The sequence below is a fragment of the Pseudomonas sp. KT_2_4 genome (assembly GCF_041410225.1).
In the GTDB taxonomy this organism is placed as follows: Bacteria; Pseudomonadota; Gammaproteobacteria; order Pseudomonadales; family Pseudomonadaceae; genus Aquipseudomonas; species Aquipseudomonas paracarnis.
The window spans coordinates 3,431,519-3,454,503 of sequence record NZ_CP166962.1 but is presented as its reverse complement, the minus strand read 5'-3'; the positions used below and the strand labels follow the sequence as shown (position 1 = coordinate 3,454,503).

Genomic DNA, 22,985 nt, shown 5'->3' with positions numbered 1-22,985 from the left:
AGCTTTCCCCCGAGCAGATCCAACAGGCCCTGCAAGGCATCAGCGTGCCGCCTCAACCGCAAATCATGGTGGATTTGCAGATGGAGCAGTACATGCCCGATCCGGACCTGGAAGTGATTGCGCGGCTGATCTCCCAGGACCCGGGCTTGTCCGGCGCGCTGCTCAAGATCGTCAATTCGCCGTATTACGGCCTGAGCAACAAAATCGCTTCGATCCAGCGTGCGGTGAACCTGCTGGGCAGCCGTTCGATCATCAATTTGATCAACGCGCAGTCGATCAAGGGTGAGATGTGCGACGACACCATCGTCACCCTCAACCGCTTCTGGGACACCGCCCAGGATGTGGCCATGACCTGCCTCACCCTGGCCAAGCGCACCGGTTCCCAGGCCGTGGACGAAGCCTATGCCTTGGGCCTGTTCCATGATTGTGGCGTGCCGCTGATGCTCAAGCGCTTTCCCAATTACATGGCGGTGCTGGAAGAGGCCTACGCCAATGCCGCCCCGGATTGCCGCGTGGTCGACACCGAAAACAAAGCGTTCCACACCAACCATGCGGTAGTCGGCTACTACACCGCCAAGTCCTGGCGCCTGCCGGAGCATGTCACCGACGCCATCGCCAATCACCATAACGCCCTGGCGATTTTCAGCGATGAGACGTCGCGCAACCCACAGCTCAAGAACCTGCTGGCCATTTTGAAGATGGCCGAGCATATCTGTTCGTCCTATCGCGTACTGGGCAATCAGCCAGTGGATCATGAGTGGAACGCCATCGGCCATCTGGTGCTGGATTACGTGGGCCTGTCGGACTACGACTTCGAGAGCCTGAAGTTGTCGATCCGCGAACTGGGCGCGCACTGACCCGTCATTCAAGAGGTACATATGCCCGAGTTACCAGAAGTCGAAACCACCCGACGCGGCATTGCCCCGCACCTGGAAGGCCAGCGCGTCAGCCGCGTGGTGGTGCGTGAGCGGCGCCTGCGCTGGCCGATTCCGGAAGATCTGGATGTGCGCCTGTCAGGGCAGCGCATCGTGCTGGTGGAGCGCCGGGCCAAATACCTGTTGATCAATGCCGAAGTGGGCACCTTGATCAGCCACCTGGGCATGTCGGGCAACTTGCGCCTGGTGGAAGTCGGCATGCCCGCGGCCAAGCATGAGCACGTGGATATCGAGCTGGAATCGGGCATGGCCCTGCGCTACACCGACCCGCGGCGCTTCGGTGCGATGCTCTGGAGCCTCGACCCGCACAACCATGAGCTGCTGATGCGGCTGGGGCCGGAGCCGTTGACCGACCTGTTTGATGGCGAGCGCTTGTTCCAGCTGTCTCGCGGTAAGTCCATGGCGGTGAAGCCGTTCATCATGGACAACGCGGTGGTGGTGGGCGTGGGCAATATCTATGCGACCGAGGCGCTGTTTGCAGCTGGGATTGACCCACGCCGCGCCGCCGGGGGTATTTCACGCGGGCGTTATCTGAAGCTGGCGATTGAAATCAAGCGGGTGCTGGCTGCTGCCATCGAGCGGGGCGGCACCACGTTGCGGGACTTTATCGGCGGCGATGGGCAGCCGGGGTATTTCCAGCAGGAACTGTTCGTGTATGGCCGGGGCGGCGAGGCATGCAAGGTCTGCGGCACTGAGCTGCGCAATGTGGTGCTGGGGCAGCGGGCGAGTGTGTTTTGCCCCAGGTGTCAGAGCTGATTGCTGGGTGAAGGCTGATATTGCTATCGCAGGCAAGCCAGCTCCCACATTTGAATGTATTCATATATCCAAGTGTGGGAGCTGGCTTGCCTGCGATGAGGCCCTTAGGGGCAATGAAGAGGTTTAGGCCTTACCGGTAATCTTGCGGTACTTCTCCATCAACTGCTCTTCCGTCTCAGGGTGTGCCTCGTCCAGCGGAATGCAATCCACCGGGCATACCTGCTGGCACTGCGGTTCGTCGTAGTGACCGACGCACTGGGTGCACAGGTTAGGGTCGATCACGTAGATCTCTTCGCCCTGGGAAATGGCGGCGTTCGGGCACTCGGGTTCGCAGACGTCGCAGTTGATGCAATCGTCGGTGATGATCAGGGACATGGAAACTCCTGCCAGGGCACTCTGCCAAGGCATCTGAAAACTAATGCGCGCAATTGTGCCGCATTGACGCCCGCAGTGCGAGCAGGCACCGACCGAGCAGCCTTACTTCTTGAAGCGCAGCGTCAGCGCATCGGCCACCGCTGGATGCACGAACTTGGTGATATCTCCGCCCAAAGCGGCGATTTCACGAACCAACGTCGAGGAAATGAACGAATAACGCTCCGACGGCGTCAGGAACAGGCTTTCCACGTCCGGCGCCAATTGGCGGTTCATGTTGGCCAGCTGGAATTCGTATTCGAAGTCCGACACCGCACGCAGGCCACGCAGGAACACATTGGCGTTCTGCTCCTTGGCGAAATGCGCCAGCAATGTCGAAAAGCCCACTACTTCCACATTCGGCAGGTGCTTGGTGACCTCTTGCGCCAGCTCCACACGTTGTTCCAGGGGAAACAGCGGGTTTTTCTTGGGGCTGGCCGCGACCGCGATGATCACATGGTCGAACAGGCGAGAGGCGCGTTCGACCAGATCGCCATGGCCTTTGGTAATCGGGTCGAAGGTACCTGGGTACAACACTCGGTTCATCGCGTCGTCCTGGCGGAGTCCGTTGGGGAACCGGATGGTATCGCAGCATTACCGGTGGGCCAAGTCGACTTATGTAGATAGATACCGTGAATACCCTGTCTTTTCATGCCGTTTTCAGACGTTCGGCCAATGCGCTCGCCAGTTGCGCGGTCAGTCCGTACACCGACAATTGCGGGTTGGCGCCAATGCTGGTGGGGAACAGCGAGCCATCGTGGATCGACAGGTTGCGCAACTGATGATGGCGACCCAGGCTGTCGGCAACGGCATTTTTTGGGTCTTCACCCATGGCGCAACCGCCCATCACGTGAGCGCTGCCCAGGGTGGTGCGATGCAGTTCCAGGTTCAGACCGTCGATCACGCTGCGGGCTTCGGCCAAGTTGTTCACAAAGCGCGCGTCGTGATGCAGGGGCTTGACCGATTTGGCCCCCGCCGCGAACTGAATCTCGGCCATGCTGTGGAAGGCCCGGCGCAGGCCGTCCCAGGCGTAGGGCGAGACCTGATAGTCGAGCACTGGGGTGCCGTCACCGCGTAACTCCACCGTGCCGCCTGGGCTGTCGGGGTGAAAGCCGTCGCGCAGCAGGGCGAGCATGGCGTGTGTGTGGGGTAATTGGTTCATGTCCAGGGCGTTCTGGTTGCCATAGCCACCAAACAGGGTGCTCGCCAGGCCTGGATGCAGGGGCGGTGCTTCCAGTTTGTAGGACATTTTGCCGGTAGTGCCGTCCTGCCATTGGAAGTGGTCGGAGTAGATGGATTGCGGCGCACCGTAGAAGGGGTTGATCACCTCGTCGAACAGCCCGGCGGAGAAGTTGACCAGGTGCAGGAAGGTGCGCTTGCCCAGCCGCGAGTGTGGGTCGGGCGCGTCGGAGCGCATCATCAGGGCCGGGCTGTTGATGCCGCCGCCCGCCAGCACATAGTGCTTGGCTTTCACGCTGATCTTGCGCCCGGTGGGCGCTACGCAGCGTTCGTCCATGGCCACGCATTCGAGGCTGCTGATGGTGTCGCCGCTGTATTTCAGCCGTTCGGCGCGGGCCAGGTAAAGCAGTTCGCCACCTTTTTCCAGAGTGGACGGGATGGTGGTCACCAGCATTGACTGCTTGGCGTTGACCGGGCAGCCCATGCCGCAATACCCCAGGTTGAAGCAACCGCGCACATTGCGCGGGATCACATGCCAGCTGTAGCCGAGCTTTTCGCAGCCTTTGCGGATCACATCGTTGTTGGCATTCGGCGGCAGCGCCCACGGCGCGATGCCCAGGCGCTGCTCCATTTTTTCGAACCAGGGCGCCATTTCGGCGCTGCTGTGGCCTTTGACCGCATATTCGCTGGCCCAATGCGCGAGGGTAGCGTCAGGGGTGCGAAAGCTGGAGGTCCAGTTGATCAAGGTGGTACCGCCCACAGCCCGGCCCTGCAGGATGGTGATAGCGCCGTCCTTACTCATCCGCCCGATGCCTTCCTGGTAAAGGCTGGCGTAGGCTTCGTCTTCCAGCAGTTTGAAATCACTACTGGTCTTGAGCGGGCCTTCTTCGATCAGCAACACTTTGTAGCCGGCGGCGCTGAGGATTTCAGCCGTGGTACCGCCCCCGGCGCCGCTGCCGATGATGGCGACATCCGCTTCCAGGGTCAGGTCGTTATCCAGGGCGGCGCCATTGTGGGTTTTCCAGCCACGGGCCAGGCCGTCGCGGAACAGATCGGGTACGGGCATAGGTGTGCTCTCTTATTCTTGTAGGAAGATGCAATCTTGGGGGATGGCCCAGGCTAGATCTTGGGCGGGCCGGGGTAGCCGCAATGGGCCCAGGACTCGGGCCGGAAGTACCAGGCCATGATCACTAGCTTGAGCAACGAGCCCTGGCCCATGCGCAAAAGGTTCAGGTAACTGTTTTCCCAGCGGTGCAGAAAATTGCGGATCTGTTCGCTGCTGGCGTTTTCCCAACTGCCCCAGATACCGGTCAGCGGGCCGCGGGTAATGCCCATGCCCAGTACGTCGAATAATTGCTGGGTGAGCTTGAACATCTCGGGGGACAAGTGCTGCAGGCTGTAATCGAGCTTTTTCAGGGTGCCCTCAATACCGGCAAGCACTTGTTCAGCACTGGCCGCGCCTTCCAGCAGCACCGGGATTACCGCCCGCAAGAATGGCAAGTCGCTGGTGCGCAACATCGCAAAGCCGCTGGCCGGCGTACTGCTGGAGCAACCGCTGAGGCTGGCGCCCAACCCGGCGGTGGCGAGGAAGGCGCTGGCACACAGGCCGATTTTCAAGACGCCGCGCCGTGACAGCGCGGGTGAATCAGTCAGGCTGGGGTTCATTGTTTTTATAGTCCCGAAGGTGGCGGTTATCAGCGGATAAACAGCTTCTGGATCAGCTTCTGGATCGACTTGCCATAAGGCGGGTAGATCAACTTCGCTGCGTTCAGGCGCTGTTTGACCAGCACACCCTTGGCCTTGCTGAACGTCAGGAAACCTTCGTGACCGTGGTAATGGCCCATGCCTGACGGGCCGATGCCACCGAACGGCATATCGTCCTGAGCGACGTGCAGCAAGGTATCGTTCAGGCACACGCCACCGGAGTGGGTTTCGTGGAGCACCCGCGCTTGTTCGCCTTTGTTGTAGCCGAAGTAATACAAGGCCAGTGGGCGAGGTCGCTGGTTGATGTAGGCAAAGGCTTGGTCAAGGCCGCGATACGGCACGATGGGCAGGAGCGGGCCGAAGATTTCGTCCTGCATCACGGTCATGTCGTCGCTGACATTCAACAGCAGGCTGTGGACCATTCGCCGCGCCTGGCCCTGCTCGTACAGTGGGATCAAAGTGGCGCCTTTGTCGGTGGCGTCCTTGGCGTAGGCATTGAGCCGGGCCAGTTGGCGCTCGTTGATGATGGCGGTGTAGTCCGGGTTGTCGACCAGCGTCGGATAAAACCCGCGCACGGCTTTGGAATAGGCCTCGACAAAGCCTTCCACGCGATCTTCGGGTACTAGCACATAATCTGGCGCCACGCAGGTTTGCCCGGCGTTCAAGGTTTTGCCGAAGGCGATGCGTTCGGCGGCGTCCTTGAGTGGCACATCGGCCGAGACAATGGCTGGCGATTTGCCGCCTAGCTCCAGAGTCACCGGCGTGAGGTTTTCGGCCGCCGCACGCATCACGTGCTTGCCTATGCTGGTAGCGCCGGTGAACAGCAGGTGATCGAAGCGCAACTTGGAAAACGCCATGCCCACGTCAGCTTCGCCCAGCACGACGCACACCAGGTCCTCGGGGAAGATCTTGGCCAGCAACGCCTTGAGCAGCTCACCGGTGGCCGGCGTGGACTCGCTGAGCTTGAGCATCACTCGGTTACCGGCAGCCAATGCCCCAACCAGTGGGCCGATGGCCAGGTATAGCGGGTAGTTCCACGGCACGATGACGCCGACGACGCCCAGTGGCTGGTAAATGACTTTGGCTGAGGCGGGCTGGAAGGCAATGCCTACAGCGCGGCGGGAAGGTTTCATCCAGCCCTTGAGGTGTTTGCTCGCGTAGTGAATGCCATGCAGGCTAGGCATCAATTCGGCAAAAAGGGTTTCGTCGGCGCTGCGATGGCTGAAATCCTGGCTGATCGCATTGATCAGCGCCTGGCGTTCGTCGCTCAACAGATCCCGCAGAGCCTTGAGCCATTGCTGGCGCTGCCCGGCCGGCGGCATCGGGTTGGCGGCATAGGCGCGGCGTTGGGCGTCGAACAGGTCCTGGAGTTGATCCAGCGCCTGGGAATCTTGCAGGTAGGCAACGTTGGCAGACATGGCGCGGCACCGATTGTTATTGGTCTGCCTGGATTTTTAGAGTCATTGCTCTAAATTGTCAAATAACATTGCAGTAACATCCAGATTTATCCTGGCCGGGTTAGGCCGTAAGATGCCCCATCCCGTGTATAGAAGCTGATCCCCTATGGCACCACGAGTAAAGACCAGCGAGCGCATTGTGCAAACCAGCCTGGAGCTTTTTAACCAGCAGGGCGAGCGCAGTGTCAGTACCAACCACATTGCCGCCCACATGGAAATTTCCCCGGGCAACCTGTACTACCACTTCCCTAACAAGCAGGCGATCATCGCCGTGCTGTTCCGCGAATATGAAGCGTTGGTAGACAGTTTCCTGCGCCCACCCCAGGGACGCACGATGGTGGTGGAGGATAAACGCTTTTACCTGCAAGCCGTATTGGCCGGCATGTGGCGTTATCGCTTCCTGCATCGCGACCTCGAACACCTGCTGGAGAGCGACCCGGAACTGGCGACCGGCTACCGGCGTTTTTTCCCAGCGTTGCCTGATCCAGGGCGGCGCGATCTACCAGGGCTTTGTCGATGCCGGCATTCTCAATATGGACCCGGTGCAAACAGAAGCCCTGACCCTGAATGCGTGGATCATCCTCACCTCGTGGGTGCGCTTTTTGTGTACCACCAATGAAAAATCCACCCACCTGAGCGCCGAGGCGATCAAGCGTGGGGTCTATCAGGTGCTGGTGCTGGAGGCGGGGTTTGTCACGCCACAGGCCAAAGAGGCGGTGGACGCCTTGTTCAAAGAGTTTTACGTGCCGTTGAATCAGGCACTGGAAGAAGTGAAGTAAGACCTTTCCCCTTTGTATGCACAGGAGTCAGTCATGCCGCTTGCCCAACTGATCAGCCCCCCGCAATTGGCCGAGCGCCAACAGTCGAGCGGGTGGGTGATCCTGGATTGCCGCTTTGCCCTGGAAGACCCGGACTACGGCTTGTGCAGTTACGCCGAAGGGCATATCGAGGGCGCGCAATACGCCGACCTTGAGCGCCACCTGAGCGGCCCGGTGACCAAGGGCGTGACCGGTCGTCATCCTTTGCCGGCGGCGGACACGTTCGCCAGGCAACTGCGGGCCTGGGGCATCAGTGCCGACACCGATGTCGTGCTGTATGACGACGGCCCCGGTGCCTACGCCGCCCGTGCCTGGTGGCTGCTGGCCTGGCTGGGCAAGCGTGATGGCGTGTTTATTCTGGATGGTGGCCTCAAGGCCTGGCATGCCGCCGGTTTCCCCTTGAGCCTGGACGCGCCTGTGGTTGCGCCAGGTACCTTCGACGGTACGCCGGATAATCGTCTGTTGCTGGATGCCGAACACCTGCAAAAACGCCTGGGCCAACCTGGCCTGACCTTGATCGACGCCCGCGCCCAGCCGCGCTTTCGTGGCGAAGTGGAGCCCATCGATCCGATTGCCGGGCATATCCCTGGTGCGCAATGTGCGGCGTTCAGTGAAAACCTGGGCAGTGATGGTCGTTTCTTGCCGGCTGATCAGCTCAAGCAACGCTTTGCCGCGCAGTTGCAAGGGCGCCCGGCTCAGGAGCTGGTGGCGTATTGCGGGTCTGGGGTGACGGCGTGCCATAACCTGTTTGCGTTGAGCCTGGCGGGGTACCCGTTGGGCAAGTTGTATGCGGGGTCGTGGAGTGAGTGGATTACCGATCCAGCCCGGGAAATTGCGCAGGGCGATTAAACGATAGGTGTGAGCACTTCATCAAAGTGTGGGAGCTGGCTTGCCTGCGATAGCAGAGTGTCAGCCACCTCAACGTTGGCTGGCCCACCGCTATCGCAGGCAAGCCAGCTCCCACACTATTGACCGTATTGGGTCTGGAGCCATTGCGGGATCCGGCGCTCCAAATAGTAACCAGGACGCTTCAGCGAACCCTCCACAAACCCCACATGCCCGCCCTTGGCCAGCAACTCGAACTCGGTGCAGGCCGACAGCTCACTGGAGTCAGGCAAGCTGTGCGCAAACACAAACGGATCATCAGCCGCCTGGATAATCAGCGTCGGCGTGCGGATACCGCCCAGGTAATAGCGACTGGAGGCGCGGCGATAGTAATCCTCGGCACTCAAGAAACCATGCAGCGGCGCGGTTACCCGCCCGTCGAAGTCCCAGAATGTGCGCATCTTTTCCAGGGAACCAAGGGCCTCCAGGGTTTTGAGCCCATCCTCACGACCGTCCTGCAGGAACTGGCGTTGCTTGACGCGGATGTACGCCAGCATCTCGCGCATGAAGTGCTTCTGATACACCCGCGAGAACCCCAGGCCGATGCGATCGGCGCATTGATCCAGGCGAAACGGCACCGATACCGCCGCCGCGCCCTGCAGACCCGAGGCCTTGCCGGTTTCCCCCAGATGCTTGAGCAACACATTGCCACCCAGGGAATAACCCACCGCATACAAGGGCGCCAACGGCCGCTTGGCGCGCAGATGAGCAATCGCCGCCGCCAGGTCTTCGCTGGCGCCGGAGTGATAACTACGAGCCAGCAGGTTGGGCTCGCCCGAGCAGCCGCGCCAGTTCAACGCGGCACTGGCCCAGCCTTGGGTCGCGAGGACTTTTTGCAGGCCGGCCACATAGGGTGAATTGGACGAACCGGTCAGCCCATGCAGCACCAGCACCAAGGGCGCTTGCACGTCATGGGGGCCATGCCAGTCGAGATCGAGGAAGTCGCCATCCTCCAGCCACAGGCGCTCACGCTGACGCTCGATGTGGGTGGTCGGCCGCCACAGCGGCCCCCACAGTGTCTGCAAGTGGGGGTTGCCGAGGCCGAAGGCGGGTTTGAATAAATCGGAAGAGGGGGTCATGAAACTCTCGGTAGCCAGTGAGCTCGCCGTGGCAAGCTCCCCAGCCACAGGTTAAGCGGCGTTTTCGACCAAACGATGCCACAACGCGTAATACACCCGCCCGGACTTCTGCTCCCGGTGCAGGCGCCAGCCACTTGGCAGGCCGAGCGTGGAGGGCGCGGTCTCGCTCTCAGTGTAGATCCAGGCATCCGGTGCCAGCCACTGGCGTTCTTCCAGCAGAGTGCAGACGGCCGGTAGCAGGTTCTGGTTGAACGGTGGGTCGAGGAACACTACATCGTATTCAGTCGCCGCCTGGGTTTCCAGGTAGCGCAGCGCGTCGGCCGTCTGCACCTGGCCGGTGGTGCAACGCAGCGTGCCCAGGTGCTCCTTGAGGCTGGACACCGCCACATTGCTGGCGTCCAGCGCCTGGCCCTGGGCCGCGCCACGGGACAGCGCCTCCAGGAACAGCGCGCCGCTGCCGGCGAACGGGTCCAGCACTTTGGCCCCGCCTATGTACGGCGCGAGCCAGTTGAACAGGGTTTCACGCACGCGATCAGGCGTCGGGCGCAGGCCCACAACGTCGGGGAAGCTCAGCTTGCGGCTGCCCCATTCACCGCCAATGATGCGCAGTTGGCCCACACCGTTATGCACGTTGTGGACAGGTTTTTTCGGGCGAGATGAACTGGCCATTAATGCTCCGGAACCCCGAGCGGCTGCTCGGCAGGTCTATCAGTGGGGGGCGGTAGTGGCTTTTGCGCAATCGTCGGGCCGGCGGTCACGATGACCATCTTGTCGGCGCTCAAGTGTTTGTTCATTGCAGCCTTGACCTGATCGACGGTCAGGGCCTGGGATTGTTTCATGAAATCTTCCAGATAGCTCAGCGGCAGGTTGTAGAAACCCATGGCGCCCAACTGCCCGACGATATCGGCGTTGCTGGCGGTGGACAGCGGGAAGCTGCCGGCCAGCTCGCGCTTGGCGTCATCCAGTTCCTTTTGCGTCGGGCCGGTCTTGAGGTAGTCAGCCAATACGTCCTCCACCAGGCGCAAGGTGCCACCGCTCATTTCGGCGCGGGTCTGCAGGTTGATCATGAACGGGCCGCGCACCTGCATCGGTGAGAAACCGGAATACACGCCGTAGGTCAGGCCGCGCTTTTCACGCACTTCGCTCATCAAGCGAGTGCCGAAGCCACCGCCGCCGAGGATCTGGTTACCCAGGGACAAGGCTGCGTAATCCGGGTCGGCACGGTCGATGCCCAACTGCGCAAACAGCAGGTGGGTTTGCTTGGACGGGAACTCGATACGGCTCAGGCCGGCTTTTGGCTCGGTCGGCTGGGCGATCTTGGCCATGGCCGGCCCCTTGGGCAGCGAGGCGGACACCTTGGCCGTCATGGCTTCGGCTTCGGCGCGGGTCAGGTCGCCCACCACCGCAATCACCGCGTTACCCGCCGCATATGCCTTGGCGTGGAACGCCTGCAACTGCGCCAGGGTAATCTTCGGCACGCTCTCGGGGGTGCCTTCGCTCGGGTGGGCGTAAGGGTGGTCGCCGTACAGGCGCTTGAACAGCTCGATGCTCGCCAGTTTGCCGGGGTTCTGCTTCTGGTACTCGAAACCGGCCAGGATCTGGTTCTTGATGCGTGCCAGCGAGTCTGCCGGGAATGTCGGCTGGCCGATCACCTGGTTGAACAGTGACAGGGCGGCGTCGCGCTTGGCGCTGTCGCTCAGGCTGCGCAGGGTCACCAGCGCCATGTCGCGGTAGGCGCCGTTGCCAAAGTCGGCCCCCAGGCCTTCGAACCCGCTGGCGATCTGGCTGACATCCTTGCCCGGCACGCCTTCGTTGAGCATGGCGTTGGTCATCAGTGCCAGGCCTGGCACGTCGCCATCCTGGCTGCTGCCGGCGGCGAACAGCAGGCGCATGTCGAACATCGGCAGTTCATGGGCTTCGACGAACAGCACCTTGGCGCCTTCGGTGGTGGTCCAGGTTTGTACGTCGAGCTTGCGGTTGGTCGGTGCCTTGCCATCCAGTTCCGCCAGGGATTGCAGGGTGCTGGCCGTTTGAGCCTTGTCCAGGGCCTGGCTGGCGACCGACTCGCTGGGGCGCAAGAAGTAAACGGCGCTGGCCGCCATCAGGGTGACGGCGATCAGGCCGGGCAGGATCAGGCGGCTGTTTTTGCGATCACTCATGAGCGGTCTCCTCAGGCAAAACATGGGCGACGCTCAGACGTTCGCGGGTGAAATAAGTGCGTGCGGCCTTCTGGATGTCTTCCGGGGTCACGCTTTGCAGGTCGGCAAGCTCGGTGTCCATGAGTTTCCAGGACAGGCCGACCGTTTCCAGGGAGCCGATGGCCGTGGCCTGGCTGGTGATGGAATCACGCTGGTACACCAGGCCGGCAATCACCTGGGCACGGATGCGCTCCAGTTCTTCGGCGGTCGGCGGCTTGGCCTTCAACTCATCGAGCAGGCGCCACAGGCCGGCTTCGGCCTGGGCCACGGTTTTCTTCTTCTGCTGGTTCGGCGTGGCCGAGAGGGTAAACAGGCTGTCGCCACGGGTGTAGGCGTCGTAGTTGGTGGAAGCCGCGGACACCAGTTCCTCACCGCGTTCCAGTTGCTCGGAGATCCGTGCACTGTAGCCGCCGTCCAGCAGGGCCGAGATCAGGCGCAGGGCCTGCACCGAACGTTTGTCTTCAGCGGTGGCCAGGCCGGGCACGTTGAAGCCCAGGATCACACTCGGAAGTTGGGTCTGCACGTGCAGGGTCAGCAGGCGCTCGCCGGGCTCGGCCAGTTCCATCGGGATTTTTGCCGGCGGCACGTCACGCTTGGGGATCGGGCCGAAGTAACGTTGGGCGAGGTTTTTCACCTCGTCCGGGGTCACGTCGCCGACCACCACCAGGGTGGCGTTGTTCGGCACGTACCAGGATTGGTACCAGTGGCGCAGTTCCTCGACCTTCATGCGGTCCAGGTCGGCCATCCAGCCAATGGTCGGCGTGTGGTAGCCACTGGCCGGGAACGCCATGGCCTTGAAGCGCTCGAACGCCTTGGACATGGGGTTATCGTCGGTGCGCAGGCGGCGTTCTTCTTTGATTACCTCGATTTCACGGCTGAACTCGTCGGCCGGCAGGCGCAGGCTGGCCATGCGGTCGGCTTCCAGCTCAAAGGCTACGCCCAGGCGGTCACGGGCCAATACCTGGTAATACGCGGTGTAGTCGTCGCTGGTGAACGCATTTTCTTCGGCGCCCAGGTCGCGCAGGATCAGCGAGGCTTCGCCGGGGCCGACCTTGGCGCTGCCCTTGAACATCATGTGTTCCAGGGCGTGGGACAAACCGGTCTGGCCCGGGGTTTCGTAGCTTGAGCCAACCTTGTACCAGACCTGGGAAACCACCACCGGCGCGCGATGATCTTCGCGCACGACCACTTTAAGGCCGTTATCGAGGGTGAATTCATGGGTGGGTTGTGGATCGGCAGCCAAAGCTGAGAGAGGCAGACAAACTGTGCTGAACAGCAGGCCTGCGGCGCGGCGGGCTAGAGCATTCATTCGTTTTTAAACCTGTTGGGCTGCCCGCTTGGTCTTAGCGTCGGCGGGCGAGGAGGTGCTAGGATACTGGTCCGACTTAAGGACGGCCACTGCGGCTGTCTTGTGAAGGCCCTATTTAGGCCTTACAAAATGTTGCGCATGAACGAGCTGGCTAAAAAACAGTCTGTTACGCATCGAATTTTATTTACCGGCGCGCCCTGTGGCGCGTCGCTACCTTGAGATAGCCGTCTCCATGTTTGGTTCCAACGACGACAAGAAGACCCCAGCTGCGGCTGGCGAGAAGAAAGGCCTGTTCGGATGGCTGCGCAAAAAGCCGCAGGAAACCGTCGTCGAACAGCCACAGGTTCACGCTGAACCGACCCCTGAACCCGTAATAGAAGCCGAACCGGTTGCCGAGACGCCAGTTCCGGTGGTGTTGCCGATGGCTGAGCCGGTGTTGCAGCCGGTCGCCGAGGCCGCGCCGGAACCTGAGCCTGAGCCCGAGCACAAGCCCTGGTTGGAGCTGCCCGTGGCCGAAGAGCCCGTGGCGTTGGTGGAGGATGTTCAGGCCGAGCACGTCGTGCCGCCGATTCCGGCAGTGGCTGAGCCGGCGCCGGTAGAGGTTGTGGCTGAAGTACCGCCCGTCGTCGAAGTGCCTGCACCGGTTGTCGCTGCACCTGCCGTTATCGAGCCAGAACCCGCCGCTGCCGTAACCGAAACCAGCAAAACCGGATTCTTTGCCCGCCTCAAGCAGGGCCTGAGCAAGACCAGCGCCAGTATTGGCGAAGGCATGGCCAGCCTGTTCCTGGGCAAGAAAGTCATTGATGACGAGTTGCTGGAAGACATCGAGACCCGCCTGCTAACCGCCGACGTGGGCGTCGAAGCCACCGCCGTGATCATCCAGAGCCTGACGCAGAAGGTCGCGCGCAAGCAGTTGACCGACGCCGATGCGCTGTACAAATCCCTGCAGGCTGAGCTGGCCGCCATGCTCAAGCCGGTTGAGGCGCCGCTGGTGATCACGCCGAAAAAGCCTTTCGTCATCCTCGTGGTAGGCGTAAACGGCGCTGGCAAGACCACCACCATCGGCAAGCTGGCCAAGAAGCTGCAGGGTGAAGGCAAGAAAGTCATGCTCGCCGCCGGTGACACCTTCCGTGCCGCGGCCGTCGAGCAGTTGCAGGTGTGGGGTGAGCGCAACAAGATCCCGGTGATCGCCCAGCACACCGGTGCCGACTCTGCTTCGGTGATCTTCGATGCTGTGCAAGCCGCCAAGGCGCGCAACATCGATGTGCTGATCGCTGATACAGCCGGCCGCCTGCACACCAAAGACAATTTGATGGAAGAGCTGAAGAAAGTGCGCCGCGTGATCGGCAAGCTCGACGCCGATGCACCCCATGAAGTCCTGCTGGTGCTCGACGCCGGTACCGGCCAGAACGCCGTCAGCCAGGCCAAGCAATTCAACCAGACGGTGCAGCTGACCGGCCTGGCATTGACTAAGCTCGACGGCACGGCCAAGGGCGGTGTGATTTTCGCCCTGGCCAAACAGTTCGGGTTGCCGATTCGCTATATCGGCGTCGGTGAAGGCATCGACGACCTGCGCACCTTTGAAGCCGAACCCTTTGTACAGGCACTGTTTGCCGAGCGGGAGCGTTCATGATTCGATTCGAACAGGTCGGTAAACGCTATGCCAACGGGCATGTGGGCTTGCATGAGCTGAGCTTTCGAGTGCGTCGCGGCGAATTCTTGTTTGTCACCGGCCATTCGGGCGCGGGCAAAAGTACGCTGTTGCGCCTGCTGCTGGCCATGGAACGCCCGACGACCGGCAAGTTGCTGCTGGCGGGCCAGGACCTGGCCACTATCAGCAATGCGCAAATTCCATTCCTGCGCCGCCAGATCGGCGTGGTGTTCCAGAACCACCAGTTGCTGTTCGACCGTACGGTGTTCAACAACGTGGCCCTGCCGTTGCAGATCCTCGGGTTGTCCAAGGCCGAGATCGTCAAGCGCGTGGACTCGGCCCTGGAGCGCGTGGCGTTGTCGGACAAGACCGACCTCTTTCCCGGCGACCTGTCCACTGGCCAGCAACAGCGTGTCGGTATCGCCCGCGCCATCGTCCATCGCCCGGCTTTGCTGCTGGCGGACGAACCCACCGGTAACCTCGACCCGCGCCTGGCGGCCGAGATCATGGGGGTGTTCGAAGACATCAACCGCCTGGGCACCAGCGTCTTGATCGCCAGCCACGACCTGGCCCTGATTGCCCGTATGCGCCATCGCATGCTGACCCTGCAACGCGGCCGCCTGATCGGCGACGGGGAGGCTGGCGTATGAGTGCTACACGCAGCCCTAAAGTATCCGAACGGGTGGCTCCGAAGCCGGCCGACCCGCAACCGAAAAAGAAAAAACACGACGAAGACGACGGCCCGGACTTCGGCACGCTGGTGCACGCCTGGATCGAAAGCCACCGCGCCAGCCTGCTGGACAGCCTGCGGCGCCTGGGCAAGCAGCCGATCGGCAGCTTTTTCACTTGCCTGGTCATGGCCGTGGCCTTGAGCCTGCCGATGGGCTTGTCGCTGTTGCTTAATAACGTGGAGCGCCTGGGCGGTTCCTGGCAGCGGGCGGCGCAGATTTCGCTGTACCTGAACCTGGACACCAGCAGCAAGGAAGGCGAAGCGCTGCGTGACGATATCAAGAACATCCCGGGGGTAGCCGAGGCCGAGTACATCAGCCGCGACCAGGCCCTTGAAGAGTTCCAGCAGCAATCGGGCCTGGGCGAGGCGCTCAAGGAGCTGCCGCAGAACCCGCTGCCGGGCGTGGTGCTGGTAACGCCGAACGAGGTCGACAAGCCGGCGCTGGAAGCCCTGCGACAAAAACTCGCAGGGATGCCGAAGGTGCAACAGGCCCAACTTGATCTAGTCTGGGTAGAGCGCCTGGCCGCGATCCTCAAGCTGGGCGACCGCTTTGTGTTCGGCCTGACGGTGTTATTAGTGTCTGCATTACTTTTGGTGATAGGTAATACCATTCGTCTTCATATTGAAAACCGTCGCACCGAGATAGAAGTGATTAAACTGGTGGGCGGCACAGACAGCTATGTGCGTCGGCCTTTCCTGTACATGGGCGCGCTGTATGGCCTGGGTGCGGGGATCTTGTCCTGGGGCGTACTGGCGTTTGGCCTGGATTGGTTGAACGACGCGGTTGTCGGCCTGGCGGGGCTCTACGGCAGTGATTTCGCGTTGGCCGGTGTGCCGGTAGCCGATGGTCTGAGTCTCTTGCTTGGCGCGGTGTTGTTGGGGTATATCGGTGCGTGGATTGCGGTGGCACGGCATTTACGTGAACTGGCGCCGAAGTAGTTAATGCCAGATTAATGTGGTTTCGTTTGTATTGACCGTATCAGCGGTTTAGGGAACTTGTCCTACGGTTCCCAGGTCAATTTTCGCAGTGCTGAACTGCACGAGTTATGTGAGTCGGAGGTTTTTTCGTATGACCACTTCTTTGCAACCTGCTTATGCCTTGGTCCCGGGTGCGAACCTGGAAGCCTATGTGCACACGGTCAACAGCATTCCATTGCTGACGCCCGAGCAGGAGCGTGAACTGGCCGAGAGTCTCTACTATGAGCAGGATTTGGGGGCGGCTCGGCAGATGGTGCTCGCCCACCTGCGTTTTGTCGTACATATCGCCCGTAGCTATAGCGGCTACGGTCTGGCCCAGGCCGACCTGATTCAGGAAGGCAACGTAGGCCTGATGAAGGCTGTGAAGCGTTTCAACCCTGAAATGGGCGTGCGCCTGGTGTCGTTTGCCGTGCACTGGATCAAGGCGGAAATCCACGAGTTCATCCTGCGCAACTGGCGCATCGTGAAAGTGGCCACCACCAAGGCCCAGCGCAAGCTGTTCTTCAACCTGCGCAGCCAGAAAAAAACGCCTGGCGTGGCTGAACAACGAAGAAGTCCACCGCGTGGCCGAAAGCCTCGGTGTGGAGCCCCGTGAAGTGCGCGAGATGGAAAGCCGCCTGACCGGCCATGACATGGCCTTCGACCCAGCCGCCGAAGCGGATGACGACAGCGCCTTCCAATCGCCGGCCAACTATCTGGAAGACCACCGGTACGATCCGGCGCGTCAACTGGAGGACGCCGACTGGAGCGACAACTCCAACCACAACCTGCACGAAGCGCTGGAAGTGCTGGACGACCGCAGCCGTGACATTCTCTACCAGCGTTGGCTGGCAGAAGAAAAAGCCACGCTGCACGACCTGGCGCAAAAGTACAACGTGTCGGCAGAGCGGATTCGTCAGCTTGAGAAAAGCGCGATGAACAAGCTGAAGTTGTCGATCGCCGCTTAAAACGCAGCGAACAAAAAATGCCCCTGTCGAAAGATCGGGGCATTTTTGTATGTGTTCGAAAAGTCTCAAGTACAACTCGGTTTAATGTGGGAGCTGGCTTGCCTGCGATGAGGCCGTGTCAGATGAAGCATGGGTTACTGACCCACCGCTATCGCAGGCAAGCCAGCTCCCACAGGTCTCGTATTGTGTCAGTCGGACCAGGGTGCCTTTCGAGAGTTGTTCAGCTCCACCAGGTAACCCTCCCCGCCCAACTGGCTCATCTGCTGGCGAATCCACGCCGCTCGCCGTGCCACATAGGCGGTCGGATGACTGGCACTCCACACCCGTGGATTGGGCAACACCGCCGCCAGGTAACTGGCCTGCTGCCGCGAAAGCCCCTTGGCACTCACGCCAAAATGGTGCCGCGCCGCCGCTTCTGCGCCAAACACACCTTCATCCCATTCCACACTGTTGAGGTACACCTCAAGAATCCGCTGCTTGGGCCATAACACTTCGATCAAACCGGTAAACCACGCCTCCAGGCCTTTGCGCAAATAGCTGCGCCCGGCCCACAGGAACAGGTTTTTCGACACCTGTTGGCTCAAGGTGCTGGCACCGCGAATCGAGCCGCCGCGTTCGTTGTGCAGAATCGCCGCCTGGATCGCGCCGAAATCAAAACCCCAATGTTGCGGGAAGCGCTGGTCTTCACCGGCCATCACCGCCACTTTAAGGTCGTCGGAGATTTCATCCCACGGCACCCAGCTGCGTTGCAGGTCGATAGGCTCACCGTCAACCCAGGACTCGACCTTGCGCTCCACCATCAGCGCAGTGAACGGTGGCGGCACCACACGAAACAGCAGCACCAGCAACACACTGCCGATGGCAAACCATTTCACGACGTTGAGAAAGCGTTTGAAGAGGACACGCAGCATAGAGATGGCTTGGCCGAACCCGTTGAGCGGGCCATTATACAGACCCTGCCCGATGAGTCTGACTGGAGTTCCCCATGCTGCGTAGCTTTCTGATGCTGGCTGCCTTTTTCGGCTTTACCGGCGTTGCGCTGGGCGCTTTCGCCGCCCACGGCCTGAAAAACCGCCTGAGCGCCGACTACCTGGCGATCTTCCATACCGGCGTGACCTACCAGTTGGTGCATGCCCTGGCACTGTTCGGCGTGGCCTTGCTGGCGGCGCATATTCCGGGCCGGTTGGTCACCTGGGCGGGTATTTCGTTTACCGTCGGTATCCTGCTGTTCTCGGGCAGCCTGTATGTGCTGACGATGACCGGCATCAGTAAACTGGGGATCATCACGCCGTTTGGCGGGCTGGCGTTCCTGCTCGGCTGGTTCTTCCTGGGCCTGGCGGCGTGGCGTTTGCAGCTTTGACCGCTTGACGCTTGGAGCTGACCTTCAGGTTCCAATCGCGCTAGAATGCGGGCCCCTAAAAACGATGGCGGCCCGTGGCATGCGCATTCAGTTGAACGGCGAACCCTTTGAACTGCCCGACGGCGAAACCGTTGCGGCCCTGCTGACCCGTCTGGACCTGACCGGGCGTCGCGTCGCAGTGGAGCTCAACCTGGATATCGTCCCGCGTAGCCAGCACGCCGAGACTGTGCTCACCGAAGGTGACCAGATCGAAGTGGTCCACGCCATCGGCGGCGGCTAGCCCGCCACGGCCGCAACGCATTCTGCAGAACCTCATCCAACCAGAGGATTTCCCATGAGCATCGTTCGTAGCGACAAGCCTTTCGTCCTGGCCGGTCGTACCTACCAGTCCCGTCTGCTGGTCGGCACCGGCAAGTACCGCGACATGGAAGAAACCCGCCTGGCCATCGAAGCCTCGGGTGCCGAGATCGTCACCTTCGCCGTACGCCGCACCAACCTCGGCCAGATCGAGGGCGAGCCGAACTTGCTCGAAGTGCTGTCGCCGGAGCGCTACACCTTTTTGCCAAACACTGCTGGCTGCTACGACGCCATCGAAGCCGTGCGCACCTGCCGCCTGGCCCGTGAGCTGCTCGACGGCCACAACCTGGTGAAGCTGGAAGTGCTGGCCGACCAGAAAACCCTGTTCCCCAATGTGATCGAAACCCTCAAGGCCGCCGAGACCTTGGTCAAGGAAGGCTTCGACGTGATGGTCTACACCAGCGATGACCCGATCATCGCCCGTCAGTTGGCAGAAATCGGCTGCATCGCGGTGATGCCGCTGGCTGGTCTGATCGGTTCCGGCCTGGGCATCTGCAATCCGTATAACCTGCAGATCATCCTCGAAGAAGCCAAGATCCCGGTATTGGTGGATGCGGGTGTGGGCACTGCCTCCGACGCGACCATCGCCATGGAACTGGGCTGCGACGCGGTGCTGATGAACTCGGCCATTGCCCATGCCCAGCAACCAATCATGATGGCCCAAGCCATGAACCACGCCATCGTCGCGGGCCGCCTGGCCTACCTCGCCGGGCGCATGCCGAAAAAACTCTATGCCAGCGCCTCTTCGCCGCTGGATGGTCTGATCAAGTAAGAGCTATTGATGACTGAATCAAACGAAACGCCGAACACCGTGGAAGAGGGCGACGAGTCCAAGCACCGCCGCATCAAGAGTTTTGTGATGCGCGCCGGCCGCATGACCGAAGGCCAGCAAAAGGGCCTGGAACAGGGCACGCCGCTGTTCGTACTGCCCCTGGCCGATGCGCCGGTGGACTATGACCAAGTGTTCGGCCGTTCGGCCCCGCGCTCCCTGGAAATCGGTTTCGGCATGGGCCATTCCCTGCTGGAAATGGCCGCAGCCGCGCCGGAGCAGGATTTCATCGGTGTGGAAGTGCACCGCCCAGGCGTCGGCGCACTGCTCAACGGTGTGCTGACCCAAGGCCTGAAAAACCTGCGGGTCTACGACTGCGATGCGATTGAAGTGCTCAACCGCTGCATCGCCGACAACAGCCTCGACCGCCTGATGCTGTTCTTCCCCGACCCTTGGCACAAGGCCCGTCACCACAAGCGCCGCATCGTCCAGGCGTCCTTCGCGGAACTGGTGCGCAGCAAGCTGAAAGTGGGCGGCATCCTGCACATGGCCACCGACTGGGAACCGTACGCGGAATACATGCTGGAAGTGATGAACGTCGCCCCCGGCTACCGCAACCTGGCCGAAGACGGCAAATGCGTGCCACGCCCGGCCGAGCGGCCGATCACCAAGTTCGAACGCCGTGGCGAGCGGTTGGGGCATGGGGTGTGGGATTTGAAGTTCGAGAAGCTGGCTTAAACAGTCATCCGCTTGAAACGCAATCAAATGTGGGAGCTGGCTTGCCTGCGATAACATCACCTCGGTATCACTGATACACCGAAGTGTCTGTATCGCAGGCAAGCCAGCTCCCACATGTGTTTTGTAGTGCCTGCTGGGTCAGCGGCGGTCTGCTACCACGCCAATCAACACCAGCACCACGATCAACACCGGCGCCAGGCTGTAGTTATTGAACTGGCTCAATCCCCGCACAATCCACGGCGTAGCGTAGATCAACGCCGCACCACTGCCGATCAGGCACAGCAGGGCCATCAAGGGTACGCGCAAGGCACCGGCGATGCTGCCCAGGCGCGCTTCGACCCAGCCCTTGATGTCGGCGCCGAACAGCACCAGCAAACAGCCCACAAGGGCCAACGAGATTTCCGACAGGTTGCTACGGCTCCAGCGGGATACGGTGGCGAGCAGGTCGAGTACCAGATCCATTCGATTTCCTTAAGAGCTATCAGCTCAAAAACTTCTGCAACAGGTCATTGAGAAAGAGTTGCCCGCGGTCGGTGGCCGCCAGGCGTGACGGTTCGACCTGCATTAATCCACTTTGTTCTGCGTCGCGGCGGCCTTCGTCGAGGCTCGCCAGGTCAAGGCCGGTGCGCTCGGCGTAGAGCTTGGCATCAACCCCTTCGGTGAGGCGCAGCGCGTTCATCAGGAACTCGAACGGCAGTTCATCGTTGGTCAGTTCTTTCGCGCCGGCCTGGAAGCTTTTGGCCGGGTTGAGGTAGTCCTTCGGTGCACGAGTTTTCCAGGTGCGGATGATGCGCCCGTCCGGGTGGCTGAGCTTGCCGTGGGCGCCGGCGCCTATGCCGATAAAGTCGCCAAAGCTCCAGTAATTGAGGTTATGCCGCGCCGGCCGCCCCGGTTGGGCGTAGGCCGAGACTTCATATTGTGCGTAACCGTGTTCGGCGAGCAGTGCCTGGCCGGCTTCCTGGATATCCCACAGCGTGTCGTCTTCCGGCAGCGCGGGTGGCTGGTTCCAGAACACGGTATTGGGTTCCAGTGTCAGTTGGTACCAGGACAGGTGCGTGGGCTTGAGTGCAATGGCCTGGCGCAGGTCGCCCAAGGCGTCCTCCAGGGACTGGTTGGGCAAGCCGTGCATCAAGTCCAGGTTGAAGTTATCGAACCCGGCCTGGCGCGCCATGCCGGCTGCGCGCACGGCTTCATCGCCATTGTGGATGCGGCCCAGGGCTTCGAGCTTCTCTTGCTGGAAGCTCTGAATGCCGATGGACAGGCGATTGATCCCCAGTTTGCGGTACGCCACGAACTTCTCTTGTTCGAACGTCCCGGGGTTGGCTTCCAGGGTGATCTCGATATCGTCGGCAAACGGGATACGCGTTTGAACGCCCTTGAGCAGGCGGCCCAGTGCAGCAGCGCTGAACAGGCTGGGCGTGCCGCCGCCAAAGAAGATCGAACTCAGTTTACGGCCATACACGGCGTGCAGGTCTTGGTCCAGGTCCGCCAGCAGGGCGTCCACATACTCTTCTTCCGGCAGCACTTTGCTGGCGGTGTGGGAGTTGAAGTCGCAATACGGGCATTTGCGCACGCACCACGGGATATGGATGTACAGCGCCAGGGGCGGCAGATGGGGCAGGGCCGCCCGTGGTGTTTGCGCGCCACCGTGGATCAGCGGCTGCGCAGAGGTGTTCTGGGTCATTTCAAGCCCAGGCGCTGGCGCAGCAACGCCATGGCGCGGGCGCGGTGGCTGATCTGGTTCTTGTCGGCCGGGCTCAGTTCGGCGCTGGAGACATTGCGCTCCGGCACCCAGAACAGCGGGTCATAGCCAAACCCATGCTCACCGCTGGCGGCTTGCAGGATGCGCCCGTGCCACAGGCCTTCGCACAGAATCGGCAACGGGTCATCGGCATGCCGCACCAGGGCCAGCACGCAGACGAACTGCGCACCACGCTCGGCCTCCGGCACGTCCTTGAGGGCGTCGAGCAGCTTGGCGTTGTTGGCTGCGTCGCCCTTGCCGTCGGCGTAACGGGCGGAGTAGATACCAGGGGCGCCGCCGAGGAAGTCCACGGCCAGGCCCGAATCATCCGCTAGGGCCGGCAGGCCAGAGATACGCGCGGCATTGCGGGCCTTGAGGATGGCATTCTCGACGAACGACAGGCCGGTCTCTTCCGGTTCGACCTGGCTGAACTCGCCAATCGAACGCAGGTGCACAGACTCACCGAGCATGGCTTGCAGTTCTTTGAGTTTGCCGGCGTTGTGGCTGGCGAGTACGAGTTGGGTAAGGTTCATCATTCGGCCGGGAACAGTTCTTGGTTGAATTGGAAACCGTGGGCCTTGCCGCCGGTTTCAACGTTGATGGTAAACGTCTTGTATTCCCGCTGGGTCACCGAGTAGGGCGCGAGGTAGCTGATGCCGCTTTTCTCTTCGATCTGCTTGAACGTCAGGATCTCGCTCTTGCCGCCCAAATCCTTGACCGTGCCAGTGACTTGCGCGGCCACCGGGCTTACGCCCTTGATCACGGTCACGTTGATCAACCCCTTCTCCTTGCTGCGCACCACACCGACTTTTTGGGCGGTCTCAGCGGGCAGGAAGCTTGAAGTGAAGGTGTTGTAATGAACGGTGATATCGCCGAAGTCTTTTTTGCGATTAGCGTCGATAGCGTCGGCGGCCATGGCGCTGGCGCCCAGGCATGCGGTCAATAGAAAAATAGCCAAACGACTCATGAACGTCCCTCTTGAA

The 22,985-nt window shown here is 61.3% G+C and carries 24 protein-coding genes and 2 pseudogenes; 12 read left to right on the top strand and 14 right to left on the bottom strand.

Annotated elements, in window-relative coordinates; all coding sequences use genetic code 11:
• The first annotated feature begins 44 nt into the window (after positions 1–44).
• Together AB9N64_RS16065 and mutM are read left to right on the top strand one after the other, a co-directional pair.
• Positions 45–857, top strand: coding sequence for an HDOD domain-containing protein (locus tag AB9N64_RS16065; protein ID WP_172832678.1), 813 nt, complete (start codon positions 45–47; stop codon positions 855–857).
• A gap of 21 nt (positions 858–878) precedes the next feature.
• Positions 879–1,691, top strand: a complete 813-nt coding sequence (gene mutM / locus AB9N64_RS16060; protein WP_003195148.1) for a bifunctional DNA-formamidopyrimidine glycosylase/DNA-(apurinic or apyrimidinic site) lyase — start codon at positions 879–881, stop codon at positions 1,689–1,691.
• Positions 1,692–1,814: 123 nt separating this feature from the next.
• Here the strand turns inward: mutM and AB9N64_RS16055 are convergent, their stop codons facing one another.
• From AB9N64_RS16055 to AB9N64_RS16035, 5 genes are all read right to left on the bottom strand, one after another.
• The gene (locus tag AB9N64_RS16055) at positions 1,815–2,066 is read right to left on the bottom strand and encodes a YfhL family 4Fe-4S dicluster ferredoxin (RefSeq protein ID WP_003195146.1); all 252 of its coding nucleotides are present in this window, start codon (positions 2,064–2,066) and stop codon (positions 1,815–1,817) included.
• A 102-nt stretch (positions 2,067–2,168) separates the two neighbouring features.
• Entirely contained in the window at positions 2,169–2,648 is a 480-nt protein-coding gene (gene coaD / locus AB9N64_RS16050; RefSeq protein WP_003195136.1) for a pantetheine-phosphate adenylyltransferase, read from the bottom strand.
• A 103-nt stretch (positions 2,649–2,751) separates the two neighbouring features.
• A complete protein-coding gene (locus AB9N64_RS16045; RefSeq protein ID WP_198832950.1) occupies positions 2,752–4,347 on the bottom strand; it encodes a GMC family oxidoreductase in 1,596 nt (531 codons plus the stop codon).
• 53 nt (positions 4,348–4,400) lie between these two features.
• Positions 4,401–4,946 carry a hypothetical protein gene (locus tag AB9N64_RS16040; protein ID WP_020301931.1) on the bottom strand — a complete coding sequence of 182 codons (546 nt, stop codon included), beginning with the start codon at positions 4,944–4,946 and terminating at the stop codon, positions 4,401–4,403.
• Positions 4,947–4,975: 29 nt separating this feature from the next.
• On the bottom strand, positions 4,976–6,403 hold the full coding sequence (locus tag AB9N64_RS16035) for a coniferyl aldehyde dehydrogenase (RefSeq protein WP_371359519.1): 1,428 nt from the start codon (positions 6,401–6,403) through the stop codon (positions 4,976–4,978).
• A 145-nt stretch (positions 6,404–6,548) separates the two neighbouring features.
• On the opposite strand from AB9N64_RS16035, the pseudogene AB9N64_RS16030 reads away from it, so the two are divergent.
• Positions 6,549–7,221 (top strand): annotated as a pseudogene (locus tag AB9N64_RS16030) (TetR/AcrR family transcriptional regulator).
• Positions 7,222–7,254: 33 nt separating this feature from the next.
• Positions 7,255–8,109 (top strand): sulfurtransferase, encoded by an 855-nt coding sequence (locus AB9N64_RS16025; protein ID WP_014720344.1) that lies wholly within the window; start codon positions 7,255–7,257, stop codon positions 8,107–8,109.
• 116 nt (positions 8,110–8,225) lie between these two features.
• On the opposite strand, the gene AB9N64_RS16020 is transcribed toward AB9N64_RS16025, so the two are convergent.
• From AB9N64_RS16020 to AB9N64_RS16005, 4 genes are read right to left on the bottom strand one after another with little or no spacing between them, the layout of a single operon-like run.
• On the bottom strand, positions 8,226–9,224 hold the full coding sequence (locus AB9N64_RS16020) for a hydrolase (RefSeq protein WP_333959068.1): 999 nt from the start codon (positions 9,222–9,224) through the stop codon (positions 8,226–8,228).
• Positions 9,225–9,275: 51 nt separating this feature from the next.
• On the bottom strand, positions 9,276–9,893 hold the full coding sequence (gene rsmD / locus AB9N64_RS16015; RefSeq protein ID WP_014720342.1) for a 16S rRNA (guanine(966)-N(2))-methyltransferase RsmD: 618 nt from the start codon (positions 9,891–9,893) through the stop codon (positions 9,276–9,278).
• Positions 9,893–11,383 (bottom strand): M16 family metallopeptidase, encoded by a 1,491-nt coding sequence (locus AB9N64_RS16010; protein ID WP_371359518.1) that lies wholly within the window; start codon positions 11,381–11,383, stop codon positions 9,893–9,895. Before AB9N64_RS16010 ends, rsmD begins: the two co-directional genes overlap by 1 nt.
• Positions 11,376–12,731 (bottom strand): pitrilysin family protein, encoded by a 1,356-nt coding sequence (locus AB9N64_RS16005; protein ID WP_014720340.1) that lies wholly within the window; start codon positions 12,729–12,731, stop codon positions 11,376–11,378. The genes AB9N64_RS16010 and AB9N64_RS16005 overlap by 8 nt, the downstream gene beginning before the upstream one ends.
• A 232-nt stretch (positions 12,732–12,963) precedes the next feature.
• Here AB9N64_RS16005 and ftsY point away from each other — a divergent pair, with 232 nt between their 5' ends.
• From ftsY to rpoH, 4 genes and pseudogenes are all read left to right on the top strand, one after another.
• Positions 12,964–14,364 carry a signal recognition particle-docking protein FtsY gene (gene ftsY, locus AB9N64_RS16000; protein ID WP_371359517.1) on the top strand — a complete coding sequence of 467 codons (1,401 nt, stop codon included), beginning with the start codon at positions 12,964–12,966 and terminating at the stop codon, positions 14,362–14,364.
• Positions 14,361–15,032 carry a cell division ATP-binding protein FtsE gene (ftsE, locus tag AB9N64_RS15995; RefSeq protein ID WP_003195112.1) on the top strand — a complete coding sequence of 224 codons (672 nt, stop codon included), beginning with the start codon at positions 14,361–14,363 and terminating at the stop codon, positions 15,030–15,032. The genes ftsY and ftsE overlap by 4 nt, the downstream gene beginning before the upstream one ends.
• A complete protein-coding gene (gene ftsX, locus AB9N64_RS15990) occupies positions 15,029–16,051 on the top strand; it encodes a permease-like cell division protein FtsX (RefSeq protein ID WP_060766840.1) in 1,023 nt (340 codons plus the stop codon). Before ftsE ends, ftsX begins: the two co-directional genes overlap by 4 nt.
• Positions 16,052–16,181: 130 nt before the next feature.
• A pseudogene (gene rpoH / locus AB9N64_RS15985) lies at positions 16,182–17,037 on the top strand (RNA polymerase sigma factor RpoH).
• Positions 17,038–17,225: 188 nt separating this feature from the next.
• Here the strand turns inward: rpoH and mtgA are convergent.
• Positions 17,226–17,948, bottom strand: a complete 723-nt coding sequence (gene mtgA, locus AB9N64_RS15980; RefSeq protein WP_014720337.1) for a monofunctional biosynthetic peptidoglycan transglycosylase — start codon at positions 17,946–17,948, stop codon at positions 17,226–17,228.
• A 74-nt stretch (positions 17,949–18,022) separates the two neighbouring features.
• Between mtgA and AB9N64_RS15975 the strand changes: the two genes are divergently transcribed.
• The 4 genes from AB9N64_RS15975 to trmB all read left to right on the top strand — a co-directional run bounded on the left by AB9N64_RS15975 (position 18,023) and on the right by trmB (position 20,261).
• Positions 18,023–18,397 carry a DUF423 domain-containing protein gene (locus AB9N64_RS15975; RefSeq protein ID WP_014720336.1) on the top strand — a complete coding sequence of 125 codons (375 nt, stop codon included), beginning with the start codon at positions 18,023–18,025 and terminating at the stop codon, positions 18,395–18,397.
• 79 nt (positions 18,398–18,476) lie between these two features.
• Positions 18,477–18,677 carry a sulfur carrier protein ThiS gene (gene thiS / locus AB9N64_RS15970; protein WP_019817757.1) on the top strand — a complete coding sequence of 67 codons (201 nt, stop codon included), beginning with the start codon at positions 18,477–18,479 and terminating at the stop codon, positions 18,675–18,677.
• A 54-nt stretch (positions 18,678–18,731) separates the two neighbouring features.
• Entirely contained in the window at positions 18,732–19,526 is a 795-nt protein-coding gene (locus tag AB9N64_RS15965) for a thiazole synthase (protein ID WP_014720334.1), read from the top strand.
• Between the two features lie 9 nt (positions 19,527–19,535).
• Positions 19,536–20,261 carry a tRNA (guanosine(46)-N7)-methyltransferase TrmB gene (gene trmB, locus AB9N64_RS15960; RefSeq protein WP_003195101.1) on the top strand — a complete coding sequence of 242 codons (726 nt, stop codon included), beginning with the start codon at positions 19,536–19,538 and terminating at the stop codon, positions 20,259–20,261.
• A gap of 138 nt (positions 20,262–20,399) precedes the next feature.
• On the opposite strand, the gene AB9N64_RS15955 is transcribed toward trmB, so the two are convergent.
• Genes AB9N64_RS15955 through AB9N64_RS15940 form a run of 4 tightly spaced genes read right to left on the bottom strand, consistent with a single transcriptional unit; the run spans position 20,400 to position 22,969 of the window.
• Positions 20,400–20,723, bottom strand: coding sequence for a DUF3392 domain-containing protein (locus AB9N64_RS15955; RefSeq protein ID WP_003195099.1), 324 nt, complete (start codon positions 20,721–20,723; stop codon positions 20,400–20,402).
• A 19-nt stretch (positions 20,724–20,742) separates the two neighbouring features.
• The gene (hemW, locus tag AB9N64_RS15950; protein WP_058410817.1) at positions 20,743–21,945 is read right to left on the bottom strand and encodes a radical SAM family heme chaperone HemW; all 1,203 of its coding nucleotides are present in this window, start codon (positions 21,943–21,945) and stop codon (positions 20,743–20,745) included.
• Positions 21,942–22,538 (bottom strand): RdgB/HAM1 family non-canonical purine NTP pyrophosphatase, encoded by a 597-nt coding sequence (rdgB, locus tag AB9N64_RS15945; protein ID WP_003195095.1) that lies wholly within the window; start codon positions 22,536–22,538, stop codon positions 21,942–21,944. The genes hemW and rdgB overlap by 4 nt, the downstream gene beginning before the upstream one ends.
• Positions 22,535–22,969, bottom strand: coding sequence for a DUF4426 domain-containing protein (locus tag AB9N64_RS15940; protein WP_014720331.1), 435 nt, complete (start codon positions 22,967–22,969; stop codon positions 22,535–22,537). Before AB9N64_RS15940 ends, rdgB begins: the two co-directional genes overlap by 4 nt.
• Positions 22,970–22,985: the final 16 nt, after the last annotated feature.

What these genes read in the sequence shown, in the direction of transcription:
- mutM (WP_003195148.1), top strand. Translation starts at nt 879, where the DNA reads ATGCCCGAGTTACCAGAAGTCGAAACCACCCGACGCGGCATTGCCCCG.
- AB9N64_RS16055 (WP_003195146.1), bottom strand. Translation starts at nt 2,066, where the DNA reads ATGTCCCTGATCATCACCGACGATTGCATCAACTGCGACGTCTGCGAA.
- coaD (WP_003195136.1), bottom strand. Translation starts at nt 2,648, where the DNA reads ATGAACCGAGTGTTGTACCCAGGTACCTTCGACCCGATTACCAAAGGC.
- AB9N64_RS16045 (WP_198832950.1), bottom strand. Translation starts at nt 4,347, where the DNA reads ATGCCCGTACCCGATCTGTTCCGCGACGGCCTGGCCCGTGGCTGGAAA.
- AB9N64_RS16040 (WP_020301931.1), bottom strand. Translation starts at nt 4,946, where the DNA reads ATGAACCCCAGCCTGACTGATTCACCCGCGCTGTCACGGCGCGGCGTC.
- AB9N64_RS16035 (WP_371359519.1), bottom strand. Translation starts at nt 6,403, where the DNA reads ATGTCTGCCAACGTTGCCTACCTGCAAGATTCCCAGGCGCTGGATCAA.
- AB9N64_RS16025 (WP_014720344.1), top strand. Translation starts at nt 7,255, where the DNA reads ATGCCGCTTGCCCAACTGATCAGCCCCCCGCAATTGGCCGAGCGCCAA.
- AB9N64_RS16020 (WP_333959068.1), bottom strand. Translation starts at nt 9,224, where the DNA reads ATGACCCCCTCTTCCGATTTATTCAAACCCGCCTTCGGCCTCGGCAAC.
- rsmD (WP_014720342.1), bottom strand. Translation starts at nt 9,893, where the DNA reads ATGGCCAGTTCATCTCGCCCGAAAAAACCTGTCCACAACGTGCATAAC.
- AB9N64_RS16010 (WP_371359518.1), bottom strand. Translation starts at nt 11,383, where the DNA reads ATGAGTGATCGCAAAAACAGCCGCCTGATCCTGCCCGGCCTGATCGCC.
- AB9N64_RS16005 (WP_014720340.1), bottom strand. Translation starts at nt 12,731, where the DNA reads ATGAATGCTCTAGCCCGCCGCGCCGCAGGCCTGCTGTTCAGCACAGTT.
- ftsY (WP_371359517.1), top strand. Translation starts at nt 12,964, where the DNA reads ATGTTTGGTTCCAACGACGACAAGAAGACCCCAGCTGCGGCTGGCGAG.
- ftsE (WP_003195112.1), top strand. Translation starts at nt 14,361, where the DNA reads ATGATTCGATTCGAACAGGTCGGTAAACGCTATGCCAACGGGCATGTG.
- ftsX (WP_060766840.1), top strand. Translation starts at nt 15,029, where the DNA reads ATGAGTGCTACACGCAGCCCTAAAGTATCCGAACGGGTGGCTCCGAAG.
- mtgA (WP_014720337.1), bottom strand. Translation starts at nt 17,948, where the DNA reads ATGCTGCGTGTCCTCTTCAAACGCTTTCTCAACGTCGTGAAATGGTTT.
- AB9N64_RS15975 (WP_014720336.1), top strand. Translation starts at nt 18,023, where the DNA reads ATGCTGCGTAGCTTTCTGATGCTGGCTGCCTTTTTCGGCTTTACCGGC.
- thiS (WP_019817757.1), top strand. Translation starts at nt 18,477, where the DNA reads ATGCGCATTCAGTTGAACGGCGAACCCTTTGAACTGCCCGACGGCGAA.
- AB9N64_RS15965 (WP_014720334.1), top strand. Translation starts at nt 18,732, where the DNA reads ATGAGCATCGTTCGTAGCGACAAGCCTTTCGTCCTGGCCGGTCGTACC.
- trmB (WP_003195101.1), top strand. Translation starts at nt 19,536, where the DNA reads ATGACTGAATCAAACGAAACGCCGAACACCGTGGAAGAGGGCGACGAG.
- AB9N64_RS15955 (WP_003195099.1), bottom strand. Translation starts at nt 20,723, where the DNA reads ATGGATCTGGTACTCGACCTGCTCGCCACCGTATCCCGCTGGAGCCGT.
- hemW (WP_058410817.1), bottom strand. Translation starts at nt 21,945, where the DNA reads ATGACCCAGAACACCTCTGCGCAGCCGCTGATCCACGGTGGCGCGCAA.
- rdgB (WP_003195095.1), bottom strand. Translation starts at nt 22,538, where the DNA reads ATGATGAACCTTACCCAACTCGTACTCGCCAGCCACAACGCCGGCAAA.
- AB9N64_RS15940 (WP_014720331.1), bottom strand. Translation starts at nt 22,969, where the DNA reads ATGAGTCGTTTGGCTATTTTTCTATTGACCGCATGCCTGGGCGCCAGC.